This is a genomic window from Streptomyces wedmorensis (assembly GCF_000716445.1).
Classification (GTDB): Bacteria; Actinomycetota; Actinomycetes; order Streptomycetales; family Streptomycetaceae; genus Streptomyces; species Streptomyces wedmorensis.
In genome coordinates this window covers 206,535-223,049 of sequence record NZ_JNWK01000003.1, presented here as the reverse complement: position 1 = coordinate 223,049, position 16,515 = coordinate 206,535, and the positions used below count along the sequence as shown (strand labels likewise).

The following is a 16,515-nucleotide window of genomic DNA, read 5'->3' as shown; positions in this document are numbered from 1 at the left end:
CCGGGGGGCAGGGATGCGCCCGGACGGGCGAAGGCGCGGTGATCGCCGCACAATGTGAAGCATGCCGAGGGGGACCCCATCCCACCGGGAGGCAGGACATGACCCGCACCATCAGGAGGATCGGCACGCTCGGTGCCTGTACGGTCGCGGCCGTCGCCTTCGGCGCCGTGGCCCCGGTCCAGGCCGACAACGGCGACGGGTTCGAGCTCACGCTCTACGCCAAGGAGGTCCCGGCCGAGGGAGCCGACGAGAGCGGGCCGCCGCCCGAGGTCGGCGACGTCTTCACCGTCGCCGACGACCTGTACAAGACCAAGGGCGGCGACAAGGTCGGCCGCGACGGCGTCACCTGCGCCGTGGTGCGCGTCTCCGGCACCCAGGCGGACGTGAACTGCGTCGGCACCTTCGTCCTGAACGGCGGACCGGGCGGACAGCTCACCGCCCAGGCCCTCGTCACCTTCGACACCTCGGCCGAGGCGCCCGCCGCGTACGACGTGGCCATCACCGGCGGAACCGGTGACTTCAAGGACGCCCGCGGCTACGTGCGTACCACCCCCGACGGGGACTACGAGCGGATGGAGTTCCACATCAACGTCCGCTAGGGGGTGTCCCGCACCCCTGGTGGACCGCCGTCAGGACAGCTTGCCGCCGTAGTCCGGCAGCTTGAAGGCGCGCTCGGCGTGACCGCCGACGAGGTCGGTGGTGTTGTTGCCGATGTTCGCGATGATCGTGTAGCCCTTGGCCTCGATCTCCGCGCGCTTCGCGGTCTTGTACGCGCCGACCTCCGCGAACAGGTCGGGCAGGTTCCGCACGTACAGGCCGTCGACCGGGTACCCGGACTTCCTCAGGTTCCAGTCCGTCAGCGAGTGGATGATCCCCGGCCGCGCGGTCACGAAGAACACCGCCACCCCGCGCGCGTGGGCGTCGCGGACGAGGTCGCGCACGTCCGCGATGGCCGGGGTCGGCAGCTCCCAGAACGGGTGGAAGTCCGTCTCCAGGGAGCTGTTGTCGATGTCGAGGACGATCGCCTGCTTCTCCCGGCCGGCGTCCTCGGAGCGCTCCTCGATGTACGGGCGGGCCTCGGCGACGACGGCCGCCACATCGCGGCGCCAGGTCCCGTAGTCGACGTCCGCGAAGGCCGCGGCCGAGGTCACGTGGGTGTCGGGGTCGGCCGCCGAGGCGGCGGGCGCGGGCCCGACGACGAGGACGGCGGCCAGTCCGAGGGTGGCGGCGGCGGTGGCTTTGGCGGAGGGCATGGGGGGCTCCCGAGGGTCGACCGGCTCAGTGGTTGACATGCTCGCGACCTATACTGACCAGTAGGCGACGAGAGGGCTACCAGTCGGTAGCGACTTTCTGAGCGGAGAACGACGAAGCCCCCGTTCCGGGGGAACGGGGGCTTCGCGGGAGCGTCAGGGGATCAGCCGAGACCAGGACCCCGCACCGGGATGTGCGTGAACGTCGGCTCCGGCGCCGGGTTCTGGAAGAAGTCGTTGCCCTTGTCGTCCACCACGATGAACGCCGGGAAGTCCTCGACCTCGATCTTCCAGACCGCCTCCATGCCGAGCTCCTCGTACTCGACGACCTCGACCTTCTTGATGCAGTCCTGCGCGAGACGCGCGGCCGGGCCGCCGATCGAGCCGAGGTAGAAACCGCCGTGCGCGCCGCACGCGGCGGTGACCTGCCCGGACCGGTTGCCCTTCGCCAGCATCACCTTCGAGCCGCCCGCGGCCTGGAACTGCTCCACGTACGAGTCCATGCGGCCGGCCGTCGTCGGGCCGAAGGAACCGGAGGCGTAACCCTCCGGGGTCTTCGCGGGGCCCGCGTAGTAGACCGGGTGGTCCTTCAGGTACTGCGGCATCTCCTCGCCCGCGTCCAGGCGCTCCTTGATCTTGGCGTGCGCGATGTCGCGCGCCACGACCAGCGGACCGTTGAGGGAGAGCCGGGTCTTGACCGGGTACTTGGTCAGCTCGGCGAGGATGTCGTCCATCGGCTGGTTCAGGTCGATGGTGACGACGTCGGCCTCCTCCGACAGGTGCTCGTCCGTCGTGTCCGGCAGGAAGCGCGCCGGGTCGGTCTCCAGCTGCTCCAGGAAGACGCCCTCGGCGGTGATCTTCGCGACGGCCTGGCGGTCGGCCGAGCAGGAGACGGCGATGGCGACGGGCAGCGAGGCGCCGTGGCGGGGAAGACGGACGACGCGGACGTCGTGGCAGAAGTACTTGCCGCCGAACTGGGCGCCGATGCCGATCTTCTGCGTCAGCTCGAAGACCTTCTCCTCCAGCTCCTTGTCGCGGAAGCCGTGACCGGTCTCGGCCGATCCCTCGGTGGGCAGCTCGTCCAGGTAGTGCGCGGAGGCGTACTTCGCGGTCTTGAGCGCGAACTCGGCGCTCGTGCCGCCGACGACGATCGCCAGGTGGTACGGCGGGCAGGCCGCCGTGCCGAGCGAGCGGATCTTCTCCTCCAGGAACTTCATCATGCTCGCCTCGTTGAGGACGGCCTTCGTCTCCTGGTAGAGGAAGGACTTGTTGGCGGAGCCGCCGCCCTTGGCCATGAAGAGGAACTTGTACGCGCCGCCGTCGGTCGCGTACAGCTCGATCTGCGCGGGCAGGTTCGAGCCGGTGTTCTTCTCCTCCCACATGGTGACCGGGGCCATCTGCGAGTACCGCAGGTTCAGCTTCGTGTACGCGTCGTAGACGCCCTTGGACAGGGCCTCCTCGTCGCGGCCCGAGGTCAGCACGTTCTGACCGCGCTTGCCCATCACGATCGCGGTGCCCGTGTCCTGGCACATCGGCAGGACGCCGGCGGCGGCGATGTTCGCGTTCTTGAGCAGGTCGAGCGCGACGAACTTGTCGTTCGACGAGGCCTCGGGGTCGTCGATGATCCGGCGCAGCTGGGCCAGGTGGGCCGGGCGCAGGAAGTGCTGGATGTCGTGGATCGCCTCGGCGGCCAGCTTCCGCAGGGCCTCGGGCTCGACCTTGAGGAACGTACGGCCGTCGGCCTCGAAGGTGGAGACACCTTCGGAGGTCACCAGGCGATAGGGCGTGGTGTCCTCTCCCAGCGGGAGCAGATCGGAGTACGCAAACTCTGGCATGACGGCAGCCATTCCTCACTCGGCAGACAGCAGCGCGCCGCCTCCGTTGGCGGGCGCGCCCTCCAGCGTATGTCGCGGGCGCGGCCCCGATCCTGTGAGGTAAGGCTCACTGAGGACCGGGACCGCGCCTCGGTGGAGTGTTCCGCTACGAGACCGTGGCGGTCAGGCGGTACGGGTTCGCCCACAGCGGCGAGGTGCGGCGGGACTCCACGACCAGCTCCCAGACGCCCTCGGCGGGCTTGGCGTACGTCCGGGCGCGCGGGTCGCAGCCGTATCCGTCGAGGTAGCCGTTGTAGCAGTAGATCGTTCCGGCGGCGGAGGCCTCACCGGAGACCCCGGTCGGCTTGAAGGCCCACCAGCGGGTCTGGCTGCCCGGCTCCAGACCGTCCAGGGAGACGTTCAGCGCCTGGGTGCCGGCGGGCACGGCCACCGTGTAGTGGATCGTGTCGTTGCGGTACGAGACGCCCGTCACGGTCAGCGGGGTGCCGGCGACCAGCGGCACGGCCGCCTCGACGGCGAGCATCGTGGTCCGCTCGACGGCCCGGGTCGCCGCGTCGTCCAGGGTGAGGACCGCGGAGTGCGTGCCCTGGGTGCCCGGCGCCGCCGTGACCTTCAGCGGGGTCGGGACGCCCTTCACCAGGGTCAGCGAGGACGGGACGGTGAAGGTGCCGTCGTTCCCCTTGAGCCCGACCTCGTACGCCACCGGGCCCTCGGCGCCGCTGGTGCGGGTCACGGTCAGCTCGTACGACCGCTCCTCGCCGACGGCCTGGCCGCCGGAGCCCGGGGCGCAGCTGTTGAACAGGCCGCTGCCGCGGTGCGGGGTGACGAGCTCGCCCGACAGCGGGGTGCACACGGGCGCGGAGACGGTGACCGTGTCCGCGGTGCCCGCCTTGCCCTTGCCGAGCACGGACCAGGCCTTCGGCACGTCGAACCGGCCGCGGCCCTGCGCGACGGCGTCGGCCTTGCCGTTCCAGCGGGCGCCCGTGTGGATCGCGGCGCGCAGCTCGGCCGGCGTGGCGGAGACCCCGGCCTGCCGGGCGGCGGAGAGCAGCAGCGCCCCGGCGCCGGCGGCCTGCGGGGACGACATGGAGGTGCCGTTCAGCATCGAGTAGCCGGGCGGCAGCTTGTAGCCGGTCTCGGGGACGTAGCTCGGGGCGATCCAGTCGGGCGTGGTGGAGACCGCCGCGCCGGGCGCGGTGATGTCCGGCTTGAAACCGCCGTCCTCGCGCGGGCCGCGCGAGGAGAAGGGGAAGACGCCCCGCTCGTCCTTGACCTCGGAGCCGTAGTTCGCCCACCAGGTCGCGGCGGACACGTCGGCGCCGACGCTGACGACCTGCTCGGCGCCGGTCGGGTCGCCGACGGTGTTGACGCCGGCGCCGGAGTTGCCGGCGGAGATGAAGAGCTGCACCCCGCTGCTGTCGATCAGCCGGTTGTAGACGAGCGCGCGGGCGCTCTGGCCGTCGTTCAGCTCGGGGCTCGCGCCGATCGACATGTTGACCACGTCCACGCCGTACTTCGTGACCAGGTCGATCATGCCGTCGGTGAGCGCTGCCGAGGAGCAGCCGCCGGCGTGACAGGCCTTCATGGACACCAGCTTGGCGCCGGGTGCCTGGCCGTCCATGGCACCGCCGAACATGCCGTGGGCGGCCGTGATGCCGGCCACGTGGGTGCCGTGGGCCTCGGTGATGATGTTGAGGTTGACGCCCGTGACGGTCCCCGCGAGGGCCTGGGTCTGCACGGTGAACGGGACGCGCTCGTTGAGCGCCGTCGCCGGGTCGTCCGTGCCCAGGTACCCGATCTGCCGGGCCTTGCCGAACTGCCGCAGCAGCTCCTCGTCGGTGAAGTCGAAGTCGCCGTCGGTGTCCACCCAGACGCCCTGGTCGGAGTCGCGGTACAGGACGCCGGTCTTCCGGGTCTTCCCGCCGGGCATCGACGTCGACTTGTACGTCAGACGCAGGTCCGCGGAAGCGGGCGCCGTCCAGGTGATCCCCGCCGCGTCCGCGATCGACGGACCGGCGACGGTCTTGCCCATCAGGAACCAGCTGTCGTCGAAGATCAGGTCGATGAAGTTCCTCGGGTTGCTGCCCGTGACCGTCTCGACGAGCTTGTCCTCGCCGGTCGTCGTCTTCGCCAGAGCCGGGTGCGTCGGGTCGATGCCCGTGTCCATCACGCCGATCGTGACGCCGCGCCCGTCGTACGTCGGGTGGTCCTGCTTGAAGCGGACCGAGCCGGTCTCCCGGGTCGGCATGTACGGGTTGTCGTCCGGCGTGGCGGCCGACGGCGCCTGGGGGAGGGCCGTGCCCGGCCTCGGCTCCCCGGCGAGCTCGCCGTCGGCGCGGGTGTCCTCGATCTCCAGCAACTCGTCGAGGTCGACGGCGACGACGGCGTCGAGGGCCGCGACCTGCTCGACGAGACCGAAGGGGACGTTCGCCTTCAGGTAGCCGACGGACGCCTCGGTACGGGTCGTCTCGACGCCCAGCCCGGCGAGGGCCCGTTCGGCCTCGGCGGTGCGGCCGTCGGCGACCGCGATCAGGAGGGTCGCGAAGTCGGGGCGGGTGCCGTCGGGGGCGACACCGCGGGCGGAGCCGTACTGGCGCTCGTACTGGGCGAGCAGGGCCCGGTCGTGGGCCCCCAGCTTGTCTGCGGGGGCGAGGTCGGCCTCGGCCGCGGCGGGGCCGACGGTCAGCGCGAGGGAGGCGGCGGCGAGCGCGAGAGCGGTGGAGACCGCGGTGGTTATCGCGGTGGATCTGCGACGGGACATGGTGTCCTTCCGGCGTCCGGGGGGTGCGAACGCCGGACACGTTGCCACGGGAAACCGGGCCCAACAGGGCCTGTGTACTGGCGGTTTGACGACGTGTCGTAAAGGCGACACAACGACGGCCGACCCACCGGAGGCCTCAGCTCCGCTCATGCCGGAGCCAGGGGGTGGCGGGCCGCGTGTCACTCCGGCCGGAGTCTGCTGCGTCCGCGTCGGAGCCGATGGCGACGGGCCGCGTGCCAGGTCGGCTGGAGTCTGCTGCGCGGCCGCGTCAGAGCCAGTGGTGGCGGGCCGCGTGCCAGCCCAGCTGGAGCCTGCTGCGGGCGCCCGCGAGGGCGAGAAGCCGCCGCACGCGGCGCTGCACCGTCCGCTCCGACACGCCCAGTTGGGAGCCGATCGCCTGGTCCGTGTAGCCGTTGAGGAGCAGGGTGAGCAGCCGCCGGTCGTCGGCCGTCAGCGGCCCGTCCACGGCGGCCGCGATCGCGGCGGGGACCGGCAGGGCGCTGTCCCAGACCCGGTCGAAGATCCACCCCAGCGCGTCCAGGAGCGGCCGGGACCGCAGCACGGTCGCGGTGGGCCCGGCGGCCTCCTCACCGGCCTCGGGCACGTGCTCCTCGCCGGCTGCGGAGCCGTACTCCTCGTCGGCTCGGCGGGCCGCCTCCGGGGCGCCTCCCGGCGGGCCTTCCCCGGTGTCGGCGGTGGCGCCCTCCGGAGCGTCCGCCGCGAGCGGTACGACGAGGGCCGCGGACCGGTCGACCAGCACCAGCTTCAGGGGCAGCCCGAAGGCCACCCGCATCTCCTCGCCGAGCGAGGCCCAGTGCTCCAGGAGCGGCGGGGTGTCGGAGTCGCTGAGGGCGAGCGCGTCCCGGTCGTACACCACCCGGTAGCGCACCCCCGCCCGCATCGCCTCCCGCTGCCCGGAGTTGGCCGCCGCGGGCACCGCGACCACCGGACCGGTCGCCAGGGCGAGGATCTCCCGCCGGGCCGACCGCTGGAGCCGCACGTAACCCTCGGCGATGGCCCGGGCGCCCGTGATCAGCTCGACCTCGGGCCCGGCGGCCTCGGCGCCCGCCGTCCGGCGCGCACCCGCCGGCCCGGCGAGGGCCCGCTGCGCCTCGCGGATCTCGTCGAGACGGCGCAGCACGAGCCCTTGGAAGGCGGCGAGGCCGTCGGGGGCGCCAGGTGCGGGGGAAGCGTACGGGCCGTCGGGCAGGGCATGGGCACCGGGCAGGCCGCGGGCGACCGGGCCGCCCACGCCGCTCGCCCCGTCCGTGCCGCTCGCCCTGCTCGGGGCGCTCGGCGCGCCCGGGGTGTCCGCCGTGGCGTCCGGTATCGCAGTCGTGTCCGTCGCCTCCGTCACGCCCGCCCCTCCCGCCTCATCGGCCGTGCTGGCGCACGGTGTTCACACAGTGGCAGAGGCGGGGCGGGCGGCGGCGTACGGGAACCGGCGGTTTTGCGCCGTGGCTTCAACCCGCCAGTCGCGCGTTCGGACGCCCCGTCGGGGCATCCCCTAGGGGACGGGACCCGGGGCGTCCCCCTGGTCGCGATCTATCGCGTTTCGCTAGGCTGGCTCCGTGGACCTCGAAAAGCAGCCCGAACCCGAGAAGCAGCCCCAGCCGCAGCGGTCGGCCGCGCCCGCCGAGCCCGCTCCCGGGGAGACCGGTTTCGCCGATCCGCGGGGCTCGTTGCGGGCCTCGGACGCGGACCGGGACCGGGTCGCGGACATCCTCGGGGACGCCCTGGCCGAGGGGCGGCTCGACCCGGAGGAGCACTCGGACCGGATCGACGCGGTCTACCGGGCCAAGACGGTCGGGGAGCTGGAGCCGATCGTCCGCGACCTGCCCTCCGCCCGCACCGGCCAGGAGCCCGAGCCGGCCCACGCGTGGCCCGCCGACGACGCGGAGGGCCCCGCGGACAACCTCATCGCGATCTTCTCCAGCACCACCCGCAAGGGCCGTTGGCGGGTGAGCCGCCGGACGAACGCCTTCGCGCTCTTCGGGAGCATCGAGGTCGACCTCACCGAGGCGATCTTCGCCCAGCGGCTCACCACCATCAACGCCACCTCGATCTTCGGGAACGTCGAGGTGCGCGTCCCGGAGAACATCAGCCTGCGCGGCAGCGGCAGCGGGGTCTTCGGCAACTTCGAGGTCGTGACCCTGGAGGGCGTGGACCCGCAGGCCCCGGTCGTGGTCATCAACGGCTACTCGGTCTTCGGGAACGTCGAGGCCAGGCCCAAGCGCGGCAAGTGGATCACCGACCTCCAGGGCAAGCTGCGCAAACACCTCGGCCACTGACGTCCGGCGGGGCGCCGCGCGCGGCGGCCGGGCGGGGCGGGGCCCCGGCCGGCGACCCCGCGGGGCGGTGGCCGTCGTCCCGTCCGCGGCGGTGACCGGAATCCGTCCACGGGTCTCCGCAGTGCGGAACGGCGCGGCACGCAGTGCATAGGCACGCGCACAGCGGGTAGGGCTGGGGCATCGCCGCTCGCTCGCGAAGCCGTCGTCAGGAGTAGACCGTGCTGCAACCGCCGCATCAGCCCCTCCAGGTCGCCGCCGTCCCCCCTCAGCGCACCACGCCCACCCGGGATGACGAGGCAGGCCCTTGGCACGCGGAGGCGGTGTGCCGACGGGACGAAGCCGGACTGTTCTTCGCCCCGTCCAAGGAACCGACCGCCGCGCGGCTGGCCCGGGAGGAGGCGGCCAAGCGGGTCTGCGCGCGCTGTCCGGTCATGGTCGAGTGCCGCGAGCACGCGCTGCTCCAGCCGGAGCCGTACGGGGTGTGGGGCGGCCTCACGGCGGCGGAGCGCCGTGTCGTCCTGGCCCGGCGCAGGCGGCGCGAGGTGGAGCTGCGGAAGGCCACCGCGACCGAGCGGATCGCCCAGGCGGGCTGACGGGAACCGCGGACGCGTCTCCGCGGGCCCGTACGGGAAGGGGCGCCCCCACCGCACATGGGGGCGCCCCTCTTCGTACCGTCGTCGCGCGGTCAGTTCGCGCGGTCGAAGTCGATCTTGCTGTAGGCCCGCAGCTTCGAGAGCCGGTGCGTGGAGTCGATCTGGCGGATCGTGCCGGACTTCGAGCGCATGACCAGCGACTGCGTGGTCGCCGTCTCGGCGCGGTAGCGCACGCCGCGCAGCAGCTCGCCGTCGGTGATGCCGGTCGCGACGAAGAAGACGTTGTCGCCGGCGACCAGGTCGTTCGTGGAGAGCACCCGGTCCAGGTCGTGGCCCGCGTCCAGGGCCTTCCGGCGCTCGGCGTCGTCCTTCGGCCACAGCTTGCCCTGGATGACACCGCCGAGGCACTTGATGGCGCACGCGGAGATGATGCCCTCGGGCGTGCCGCCGATGCCCATCAGCATGTCGACGCCCGTGCCCTCGCGGACGGCCATGATCGAGCCGGCGACGTCGCCGTCCGAGATGAACTTGATCCGGGCCCCGGTCTCGCGGATCTCCTTGACGATGCCCTCGTGGCGGGGGCGGTCCAGGATGACGACCGTGATGTCCTCGGGCGAGGAGTTCTTCGCCTTGGCGACCCGGCGGATGTTGACCGAGACGGGGGCGTTGATGTCGACGAAGTCGGCGGCCTCGGGGCCGGTGACCAGCTTGTCCATGTAGAAGACCGCGGACGGGTCGAACATGGCGCCGCGGTCGGCGGCGGCCAGCACGGCGATCGCGTTCGGCATGCCCTTGGCGTTGAGCGTGGTGCCGTCGATCGGGTCCACGGCGATGTCGACCTCGGCGCCGGTGCCGTCGCCGACCCGCTCGCCGTTGAAGAGCATGGGGGCCTCGTCCTTCTCCCCCTCGCCGATGACGACGACGCCGTTCATCGAGACGGTGGAGATCAGGGTCCGCATGGCGTTGACCGCCGCGCCGTCCGCGCCGATCTTGTCGCCGCGGCCGACCCAGCGGCCGGCGGCCATGGCGGCGGCCTCGGTGACGCGGACCAGCTCAAGGGCCAGGTTGCGGTCGGGGGCCTCGGGGGAGACCACAAGCTCGGGCGGCAGATGATGCTGCTCGGTCATCGGAACGCACCTTTCTGTACGGCGACGGCCGGAAATAAGAGGGTGCTGCGACTCTATCGGTACGTCGACAAAATGAGCAGCGGGGCCCACGTATGAGCACGGAACCATGATGCGACCATGGGGGGCGTGGCAGGTATGCGAGGCAGGCAGACGGTACGCGGGATGTTCCAGTCCCTCGGGGTGATCTTGGTCGCCGCGGGTGTGATGTATCTCTTCATCCCGCACGACGAGGAAGCGGCACCGGTCAAGGCGAAGGACTACCGGGTCGAACTCCTCACGGCACAGCGGGCGGCGCCGTATCCGGTGCTGGCCCCCGAGGGCCTCGGCGACGGCTGGAAGGCGACGGTCGTCTCGTACAAGCGCGAGAACGCCAACGCCTGGCAGCTCGGCTTCCTCTCCCCGGACACCCAGTACGTGGCGATCCACCAGTCGACGGCGGCGCCGGGCACCTATGTGCCGGACGTCACCCAGCGCGCCAAGAACACCGGGCGCACCGAGACGGTGGCCGGCCAGGTCTGGCAGCGCTGGGAGGGCCCGAAGTACGACGCCCTCGTCCGCACGGAGGGCGGGGCGACCACCGTGGTGACCGGCACCGCCTCCTTCGAGCGGCTGACCGAGATGGCGGGCGCGCTCCGCTCCCACCAGGCCTGACCTTCCGACCGCCCACCCCGTCCGGGCATACGGGAAGGGCCCCGCACTCGACGAGTGCGGGGCCCTTCCCGTATGCCGTGCGGCCTGCCCGTGCGGCGGGGCTCAGACGGTGGTGACGACCTCGTCGTAGGCCAGGCGCGGGGAGCGCGGGAACCAGGCGTCCTCGCCCGGCTTGCCGATGTTGACCACCATCAGCGGGGTGTGGTCGTCGTCCAGGAACTCCTTCTGGACGCCGGCGAAGTCCAGGCCGGTCATCGGGCCGGCGGCCAGGCCGGCGGCGCGGACGCCCACGATGAAGTACGCGGCCTGCAGGGCGGCGTTCAGCGTGGCCGAGCCCTCGCGGACCGGGCGCTCGGCGAAGAACATGTCCTTGGCCTGCGGGAAGTGCGGGAGCAGCGCCGGGAGCTCCTCGTGGAACTCGTTGTCGGCGGAGAGGATCGCGACCAGCGGGGCGGCGGCGGTCTTGGGCTGGTTGCCCTCGGCCATGTGCTTGACCAGGCGCTCGCGGGCCTCGGGGGAGCGGACCAGGGTGATGCGCAGCGGGGACTGGTTGAAGGCGGTCGGGCCGAACTTCACCAGGTCGTAGATCGCCTGGACCTGCTCGTCGGTCACCGGCTCGTCGGTGAACGTGTTGGCGGTGCGGGCCTCACGGAAGAGGAGGTCCTGGGCGGCGGGGTCAAGGGCGAGAGACATGCTGCGTACCTTCCGGACTGCAAGGGGAGTCGCTCGTACGGAGTTCAAGCGATGTCCCGACAGTACGCCCGGAATTGGTGAAGGTTCAACCAACCCATCCGGATAGTGATCCGTTTCACTCGTCGCCGAGTCTACGCCAGACCCGCCGCGTGGCGGGACCGAACGCCGGAACGAGGCCCTGCGCCCCGGGCGCCGCCGGCCAGGCGGGACTTTCCGGACATGATCCAGGGGGTGTCCTGCCCCGGAAGCCGCGAGGACCCGCTACCCGGCGTCCTCGTCCTCGCCCCCCGCCTCCTCGGCCTCGGTCGCGCGCTCCGTCGCAAGGGAGGCGTCGAGCCGTGCCCGGGCCCCCTCCAGACGGCGCCGGCAGACCTTGGCCAGCTCCTCGCCGCGCTCCCACAGCGCCAGGGACTCCTCCAGGGTCGTGCCACCCGCCTCCAGGCGGCGCACCACCTCGATCAGCTCGTCCCGCGCCTCCTCGTAGCCGAGCGCCGCCTCTTCCGTGCCGGCTGCCATGTGCTCCACCCTCCGTCGTGTCTGTCTGCTTCTCTGTCCGTGTCATGCGTCGCGCGCCCCGACGCCCGTCCGGCGCCGTTCCCTGTGGCCCCGCGCCCTGCGGTCCCGAGTCGCGCGGTCGTTCGCCGGGCGGTCCGGTCCGCCGTGCCGTGCGGTTCCGCTCAGGAGGGGTCGGCGGCGACGCGGCGGACCGCGAACTCGCCCTCGGCCACCCGGGCCCGCAGTTCCTCGCCGTCCGCGACCTCCTCGGGGGAGCGCACCACCGCGCCGTCCGCCCGCTGGAGCACCGCGTACCCCCGCTCCATCGTCGCGGCGGGCGACAGCGCCCGGACCCGCGCCCGCGTGTGCGACAGCTCGGAGTCCGCCCGGTCCAGGAGGTGCCCGAGCACCCGCCGACTGCGGGCGAGCAGCGCGGCGACCTCGTCCTCCCGGACCTCGACCATGCGCTGCGGATGCTCCATGACGGGCCGCGCCAGCGCGTGCGCCAGACCGCGCTCCTCGCGGTCGAGGAGGCCCCGCACGGTCCGCAGGGCGCGGTCCCGCAGCCCGCGCACCCGGTCCAGCTCCTCCCCGACGTCCGGCACGACCTTCTTGGCCGCGTCCGTCGGCGTCGAGGCGCGCAGGTCCGCCACCAGGTCGAGCAGCGGCGAGTCCGGCTCGTGCCCGATCGCGGAGACCACCGGCGTACGGCAGTCGGCCACCGCGCGGACGAGCCGCTCGTCCGAGAACGGCAGCAGGTCCTCGACGCTGCCGCCGCCCCGGGCGACGATGATCACGTCGACGTCCTCGTGGCCGTCGAGCTCCCGCACCGCCTGGATGACCTGCGGGACCGCCTTCACGCCCTGCACCGCGACGTTCCGCACCTCGAAGGCGACGGCCGGCCAGCGGCGCCGCGCGTTCTCCAGGACGTCCCGCTCGGCCGCCGAGGCGCGGCCGCAGACCAGGCCGACGCGGTGCGGCAGGAACGGCAGCGGCTTCTTCCGGTCGAGCGCGAACAGACCCTCGGCCGCCAGGCTCCGCTTCAGCTGCTCCAGGCGGGCGAGCAGCTCGCCGATCCCCACCGGCTTGATCTCCACCGCCCGCAGCGACAGCTGCCCGCGCGGCGCGTACCACTCGGGCTTCGCGTGCAGGACGACCCGGGCGCCCTCCGACACGACGTCCGCCACCGCGTCGAAGACCTTGCGGTAGCAGGTGACGCCGATCGAGATGTCGTGCGAGGGATCCCGCAGCGTCAGGAACACGACCCCGGCGCCCGGCCGCCGCGACAGCTGCGTGATCTGCCCCTCGACCCAGATCGCCCCGAGCCGGTCGATCCAGCCCCCGATCAGCCGGGAGACCTCACCGACGGGAAGCGGCGCTTCTGCGGACGTAGTCAGACCCATGGACCGAGCGTAACCGCGCGGTACGACAACGTCAGGACCGCGCGGCGGCCCGTACCCCCCGGGCCGCACCCGTGCGCCGGCCTCCTCCACCCGCCGGCACGCGCGTGGCGACCGTTCCCGCTCCACGTCACGCGCGCGTGGGGGCCCGGGTCCGTGCCACGTCACGCGCGCGTGGAGGCCCGGGTCGTGCCCTGGACGGCCAGGACGACGAGGCCGACGCCCAGCCACACCACGCCCACCACCTGCGCGGCGGGGGAGGCCTCGACGATCACCGCGACCAGGATCGCCGCGCCGATCGAGGGCGCGACGACGTGCGCGAGCCAGTTCGGCGGCCCTTCCGCCCGCCGTACGGCGAACCACCCGATCACGCTCGCGTGCAGCAGCACGAACGCCGTCAGAGCACCGACGTCGACCACCGACACGAGGTGGTCGAGACCGTCGTCCTGCCGGGCCGCCCACACCGCCGCGATCATCGTCACCGTCGCCGCCACGAGCAGCGCCACGCGCGGCACGCCCCCGTCCGTACGGGCGAGCAGGTGCGGCAGCCGCCGGTCGCGGCCCATCGCGAAGAGCAGCCGCCCGCCGGCGGCCTGACCCGCGAGCGCCGCGAAGGCCGCGCCGATCGCCTTCGACACGGCCACCAGGTCGTGCAGCCAGCCGCCGACGGACGCGTCCACGGCGTCGTAGAACGCGGTGCCCTGCTTCGCCGGATCGGCCGCGAGCTCGGCCGACGACACCGGTTCGAGCAGCGCCACCAGCCAGGACTGCGCCACGAACAGCACGCCCGCGAGCGCCAGGCAGAACAGCACCGCCCGCGCGACCTTCGCCGAGCCCCCCGTGACCTCCTCCGCGAAGGAGGCGATCGCGTCGAAGCCCAGATAGGACAGGACGGCCACCGACACCGCGCCCAGGACGGCCGCCAGGGAGAAGCCGCTGTCCCCGGTGAGCGGCGACCACCAGTCGCGCCGGGCCCCGTCCCGTACGAGCACCACCACCGCCGACACGACGAAGACCAGCAGGACCGCGACCTCCATGGCGAGCACCGCGAAGCCGACGCGGGCCGCCGCCCGCACCCCCCACAGGTTGAGCAGGGTGGTGACGACCACGGCGATCCCGGTCCACACCCACCGGTCCACCTCCGGGACCAGTGCTTCCATCGCGATCCCCGCGAAGAGGTAGGCGACGGCCGGGATCAGCAGGTAGTCGAGCATCGCCATCCATCCGGCGATGAACCCCGGCCCTTCGCCCAGGCCCTTGCGGGCGTACGTGAAGACCGAGCCGGCCTGCGGGGCGACCCGCACCATCTGCGCGTAGCTGAACGCCGTGAACGCCATGGCGACGGTCGCCACGAGGTACACCAGTGCGACGGCCCCGTCCGACTTGGCGTCGAGCGTGCCGAAGACGCCCACCGGGGCCATCGGGGCGATGAACAGCAACCCGTACACGACCAGGTCACGGAACCCGAGGTTCCGTCGCAGTCCGGTGTGCTCCGCGTCCGCCGTCACCTGCGTTTCCTCGGGCATGGCGTCAGTTTCGGCCACCACTCCGATCAAACCGCTCACCGACGCGGCCTTACGATGGGACGCATGACTGCAACGCCCGCGACGAACCGCCCGAAGCGTGTCCTGCTCGCCGCACCCCGTGGCTACTGCGCGGGCGTCGACCGTGCCGTGATCGCCGTGGAGAAGGCCCTGGAGCAGTACGGGGCACCGATCTACGTACGCCACGAGATCGTCCACAACAAGTACGTCGTCCAGACCCTCGAGCGGAAGGGCGCGATCTTCGTCGACCAGGCGACCGAGGTCCCGCCGGGCAACATCGTGATGTTCTCCGCGCACGGCGTCGCCCCGACCGTCCACGAGGAGGCCCGCCAGGGCCGCCTCGCGACCATCGACGCGACCTGCCCGCTGGTCACCAAGGTCCACAAGGAAGCCGTCCGCTTCGCCAACGAGGACTTCGACATCCTCCTCATCGGCCACGAGGGCCACGAGGAGGTCATCGGCACCTCCGGCGAGGCCCCCGACCACATCCAGCTGGTCGACGGCCCCGGCGACGTCGCCAAGATCGAGGTCCGCGACCCCTCCCGCGTCGTCTGGCTCTCCCAGACCACGCTCTCCGTCGACGAGACGATGGAGACGGTCGACGCGCTGAAGGAGAAGTTCCCGCAGCTGATCTCCCCGCCGTCCGACGACATCTGCTACGCCACGCAGAACCGCCAGACCGCCATCAAGGAGCTCGCCGGCCAGGCCGAGCTCGTGATCGTCGTCGGCTCCAAGAACTCCTCGAACTCGATCCGCATGGTCGAGGTCGCCAAGCAGGCAGGCGTCCCCGCCGCGTACCTCGTCGACTTCGCCAGCGAGATCGACGAGGCCTGGCTCGAGGGCGTCACCAGCGTCGGCCTCTCCTCCGGCGCCTCCGTCCCGGACGTCCTCGTCCAGGAGGTCCTGGAGTGGCTGTCCGAGCGCGGCTACGCGGACGTCGAGATCGTCAAGACCGCCGACGAGTCCCTGACCTTCTCGCTGCCCAAGGAGCTCCGCAACAAGGACCTGCGCGCCGAGGCCGAGAAGCTCGCCGCGGCCGCGCCCGTCAAGGAGTAGCTCCGCACCCGAGCCCTTACCGTGGGTTCATGAACGTCTTCGGAGTGGACATCGGCGGCTCGGGCATCAAAGGCGCCCCCGTGGACCTGGAGCGCGGGGCGCTCGCCGAGGAGCGCCACAAGGTACTGACCCCGCAGCCCGCCACACCCGACGGTGTGGCGGGCTGCGTCGCGGAGGTCGTGGCGCACTTCGGGTGGACCGGCCCGGTGGGCGTGACCTTCCCCGGAGTCGTCACCGGCTCCACCATCCGCACCGCCGCCAACGTCGACAAGTCCTGGATCGGCGTCGACGCGGGAAGCCTCATCGGCGACCGCCTCGGCGGCCTCCCGGTGACCGTCCTCAACGACGCCGACGCCGCCGGCGTCGCCGAGATGACCTTCGGCGCCGGCCGGGGTCGCAAGGGCACGGTGATCCTCCTGACCCTCGGCACCGGCATCGGCTCCGCCCTCTTCACCGACGGCCGCCTCGTCCCCAACACGGAACTGGGCCACCTCGAACTCAAGGGCCACGACGCCGAGACCCGCGCCTCCACCAGGGCCAAGGAGGACGAGGACCTCACCTGGGAGCACTGGGCCACCCGGCGCCTCCGCAAGTACCTCGCCCACGTCGAGATGCTCTTCTCCCCCGAGCTCTTCATCATCGGCGGCGGCGTCAGCCGCAAGGCCGACAAGTTCCTCCCGCTCATCAAGGGCATCCGCGCCGAGATCGTCCCCGCCGAACTCCGGAACAACGCCGGCATCGTCGGCGCGGCGATGGCGACGCGCACGGCCTGACGCCGCCGGGACCGGGCCGCACGGCCCGGTCGCCGGTCCCCGCCCG

At 72.3% G+C, this 16,515-nt stretch carries 15 protein-coding genes; 6 read left to right on the top strand and 9 right to left on the bottom strand.

The features are described 5' to 3' along the window. Window positions 1–98 precede the first annotated feature (98 nt). Window positions 99–599, top strand: a complete 501-nt coding sequence (locus OO54_RS03385; RefSeq protein ID WP_033201352.1) for an allene oxide cyclase barrel-like domain-containing protein — start codon at window positions 99–101, stop codon at window positions 597–599. Window positions 600–629: 30 nt separating this feature from the next. On the opposite strand, the gene OO54_RS03380 is transcribed toward OO54_RS03385, so the two are convergent. From OO54_RS03380 to OO54_RS47085, 4 genes are all read right to left on the bottom strand, one after another. Beyond that, a complete protein-coding gene (locus tag OO54_RS03380) occupies window positions 630–1,253 on the bottom strand; it encodes an HAD family acid phosphatase (protein ID WP_017239873.1) in 624 nt (207 codons plus the stop codon). Between the two features lie 161 nt (window positions 1,254–1,414). Continuing rightward, window positions 1,415–3,085: a fumarate hydratase gene (locus OO54_RS03375; RefSeq protein ID WP_033201351.1), complete on the bottom strand. Its 1,671-nt coding sequence runs from the start codon at window positions 3,083–3,085 to the stop codon at window positions 1,415–1,417. Between the two features lie 145 nt (window positions 3,086–3,230). Next, complete coding sequence (locus tag OO54_RS03370; protein ID WP_033201350.1) at window positions 3,231–5,846, bottom strand: S8 family serine peptidase; 2,616 nt, start codon at window positions 5,844–5,846, stop codon at window positions 3,231–3,233. A gap of 268 nt (window positions 5,847–6,114) precedes the next feature. Beyond that, on the bottom strand, window positions 6,115–7,203 hold the full coding sequence (locus OO54_RS47085; protein ID WP_051786674.1) for a helix-turn-helix transcriptional regulator: 1,089 nt from the start codon (window positions 7,201–7,203) through the stop codon (window positions 6,115–6,117). A gap of 214 nt (window positions 7,204–7,417) precedes the next feature. On the opposite strand from OO54_RS47085, the gene OO54_RS03360 reads away from it, so the two are divergent. After that, window positions 7,418–8,137: a DUF1707 SHOCT-like domain-containing protein gene (locus OO54_RS03360; protein WP_033201349.1), complete on the top strand. Its 720-nt coding sequence runs from the start codon at window positions 7,418–7,420 to the stop codon at window positions 8,135–8,137. A gap of 218 nt (window positions 8,138–8,355) precedes the next feature. Next, window positions 8,356–8,730 (top strand): WhiB family transcriptional regulator, encoded by a 375-nt coding sequence (locus tag OO54_RS03355; protein ID WP_033201348.1) that lies wholly within the window; start codon window positions 8,356–8,358, stop codon window positions 8,728–8,730. Between the two features lie 92 nt (window positions 8,731–8,822). Here OO54_RS03355 and glpX read toward each other — a convergent pair whose 3' ends face one another. Next, a complete protein-coding gene (gene glpX, locus OO54_RS03350; RefSeq protein ID WP_017239879.1) occupies window positions 8,823–9,857 on the bottom strand; it encodes a class II fructose-bisphosphatase in 1,035 nt (344 codons plus the stop codon). A 117-nt stretch (window positions 9,858–9,974) separates the two neighbouring features. Here glpX and OO54_RS03345 point away from each other — a divergent pair, with 117 nt between their 5' ends. Next, window positions 9,975–10,508: a DUF4245 domain-containing protein gene (locus OO54_RS03345; protein ID WP_200146697.1), complete on the top strand. Its 534-nt coding sequence runs from the start codon at window positions 9,975–9,977 to the stop codon at window positions 10,506–10,508. Between the two features lie 102 nt (window positions 10,509–10,610). Here the strand turns inward: OO54_RS03345 and OO54_RS03340 are convergent, their stop codons facing one another. The 4 genes from OO54_RS03340 to OO54_RS03325 all read right to left on the bottom strand — a co-directional run bounded on the left by OO54_RS03340 (window position 10,611) and on the right by OO54_RS03325 (window position 14,622). After that, the gene (locus OO54_RS03340) at window positions 10,611–11,201 is read right to left on the bottom strand and encodes a malonic semialdehyde reductase (protein ID WP_033201347.1); all 591 of its coding nucleotides are present in this window, start codon (window positions 11,199–11,201) and stop codon (window positions 10,611–10,613) included. A 261-nt stretch (window positions 11,202–11,462) separates the two neighbouring features. Next, window positions 11,463–11,717 (bottom strand): exodeoxyribonuclease VII small subunit, encoded by a 255-nt coding sequence (locus OO54_RS03335; RefSeq protein WP_033201346.1) that lies wholly within the window; start codon window positions 11,715–11,717, stop codon window positions 11,463–11,465. Window positions 11,718–11,878: 161 nt separating this feature from the next. Next, window positions 11,879–13,099: an exodeoxyribonuclease VII large subunit gene (xseA, locus tag OO54_RS03330; protein WP_033201345.1), complete on the bottom strand. Its 1,221-nt coding sequence runs from the start codon at window positions 13,097–13,099 to the stop codon at window positions 11,879–11,881. Window positions 13,100–13,260: 161 nt separating this feature from the next. After that, a complete protein-coding gene (locus tag OO54_RS03325; protein WP_033201344.1) occupies window positions 13,261–14,622 on the bottom strand; it encodes an APC family permease in 1,362 nt (453 codons plus the stop codon). Window positions 14,623–14,676: 54 nt separating this feature from the next. On the opposite strand from OO54_RS03325, the gene OO54_RS03320 reads away from it, so the two are divergent. Then, window positions 14,677–15,696: a 4-hydroxy-3-methylbut-2-enyl diphosphate reductase gene (locus tag OO54_RS03320; RefSeq protein ID WP_026058329.1), complete on the top strand. Its 1,020-nt coding sequence runs from the start codon at window positions 14,677–14,679 to the stop codon at window positions 15,694–15,696. A 29-nt stretch (window positions 15,697–15,725) separates the two neighbouring features. Next, entirely contained in the window at window positions 15,726–16,469 is a 744-nt protein-coding gene (gene ppgK / locus OO54_RS03315) for a polyphosphate--glucose phosphotransferase (RefSeq protein WP_033201343.1), read from the top strand. Window positions 16,470–16,515 lie beyond the last annotated feature (46 nt).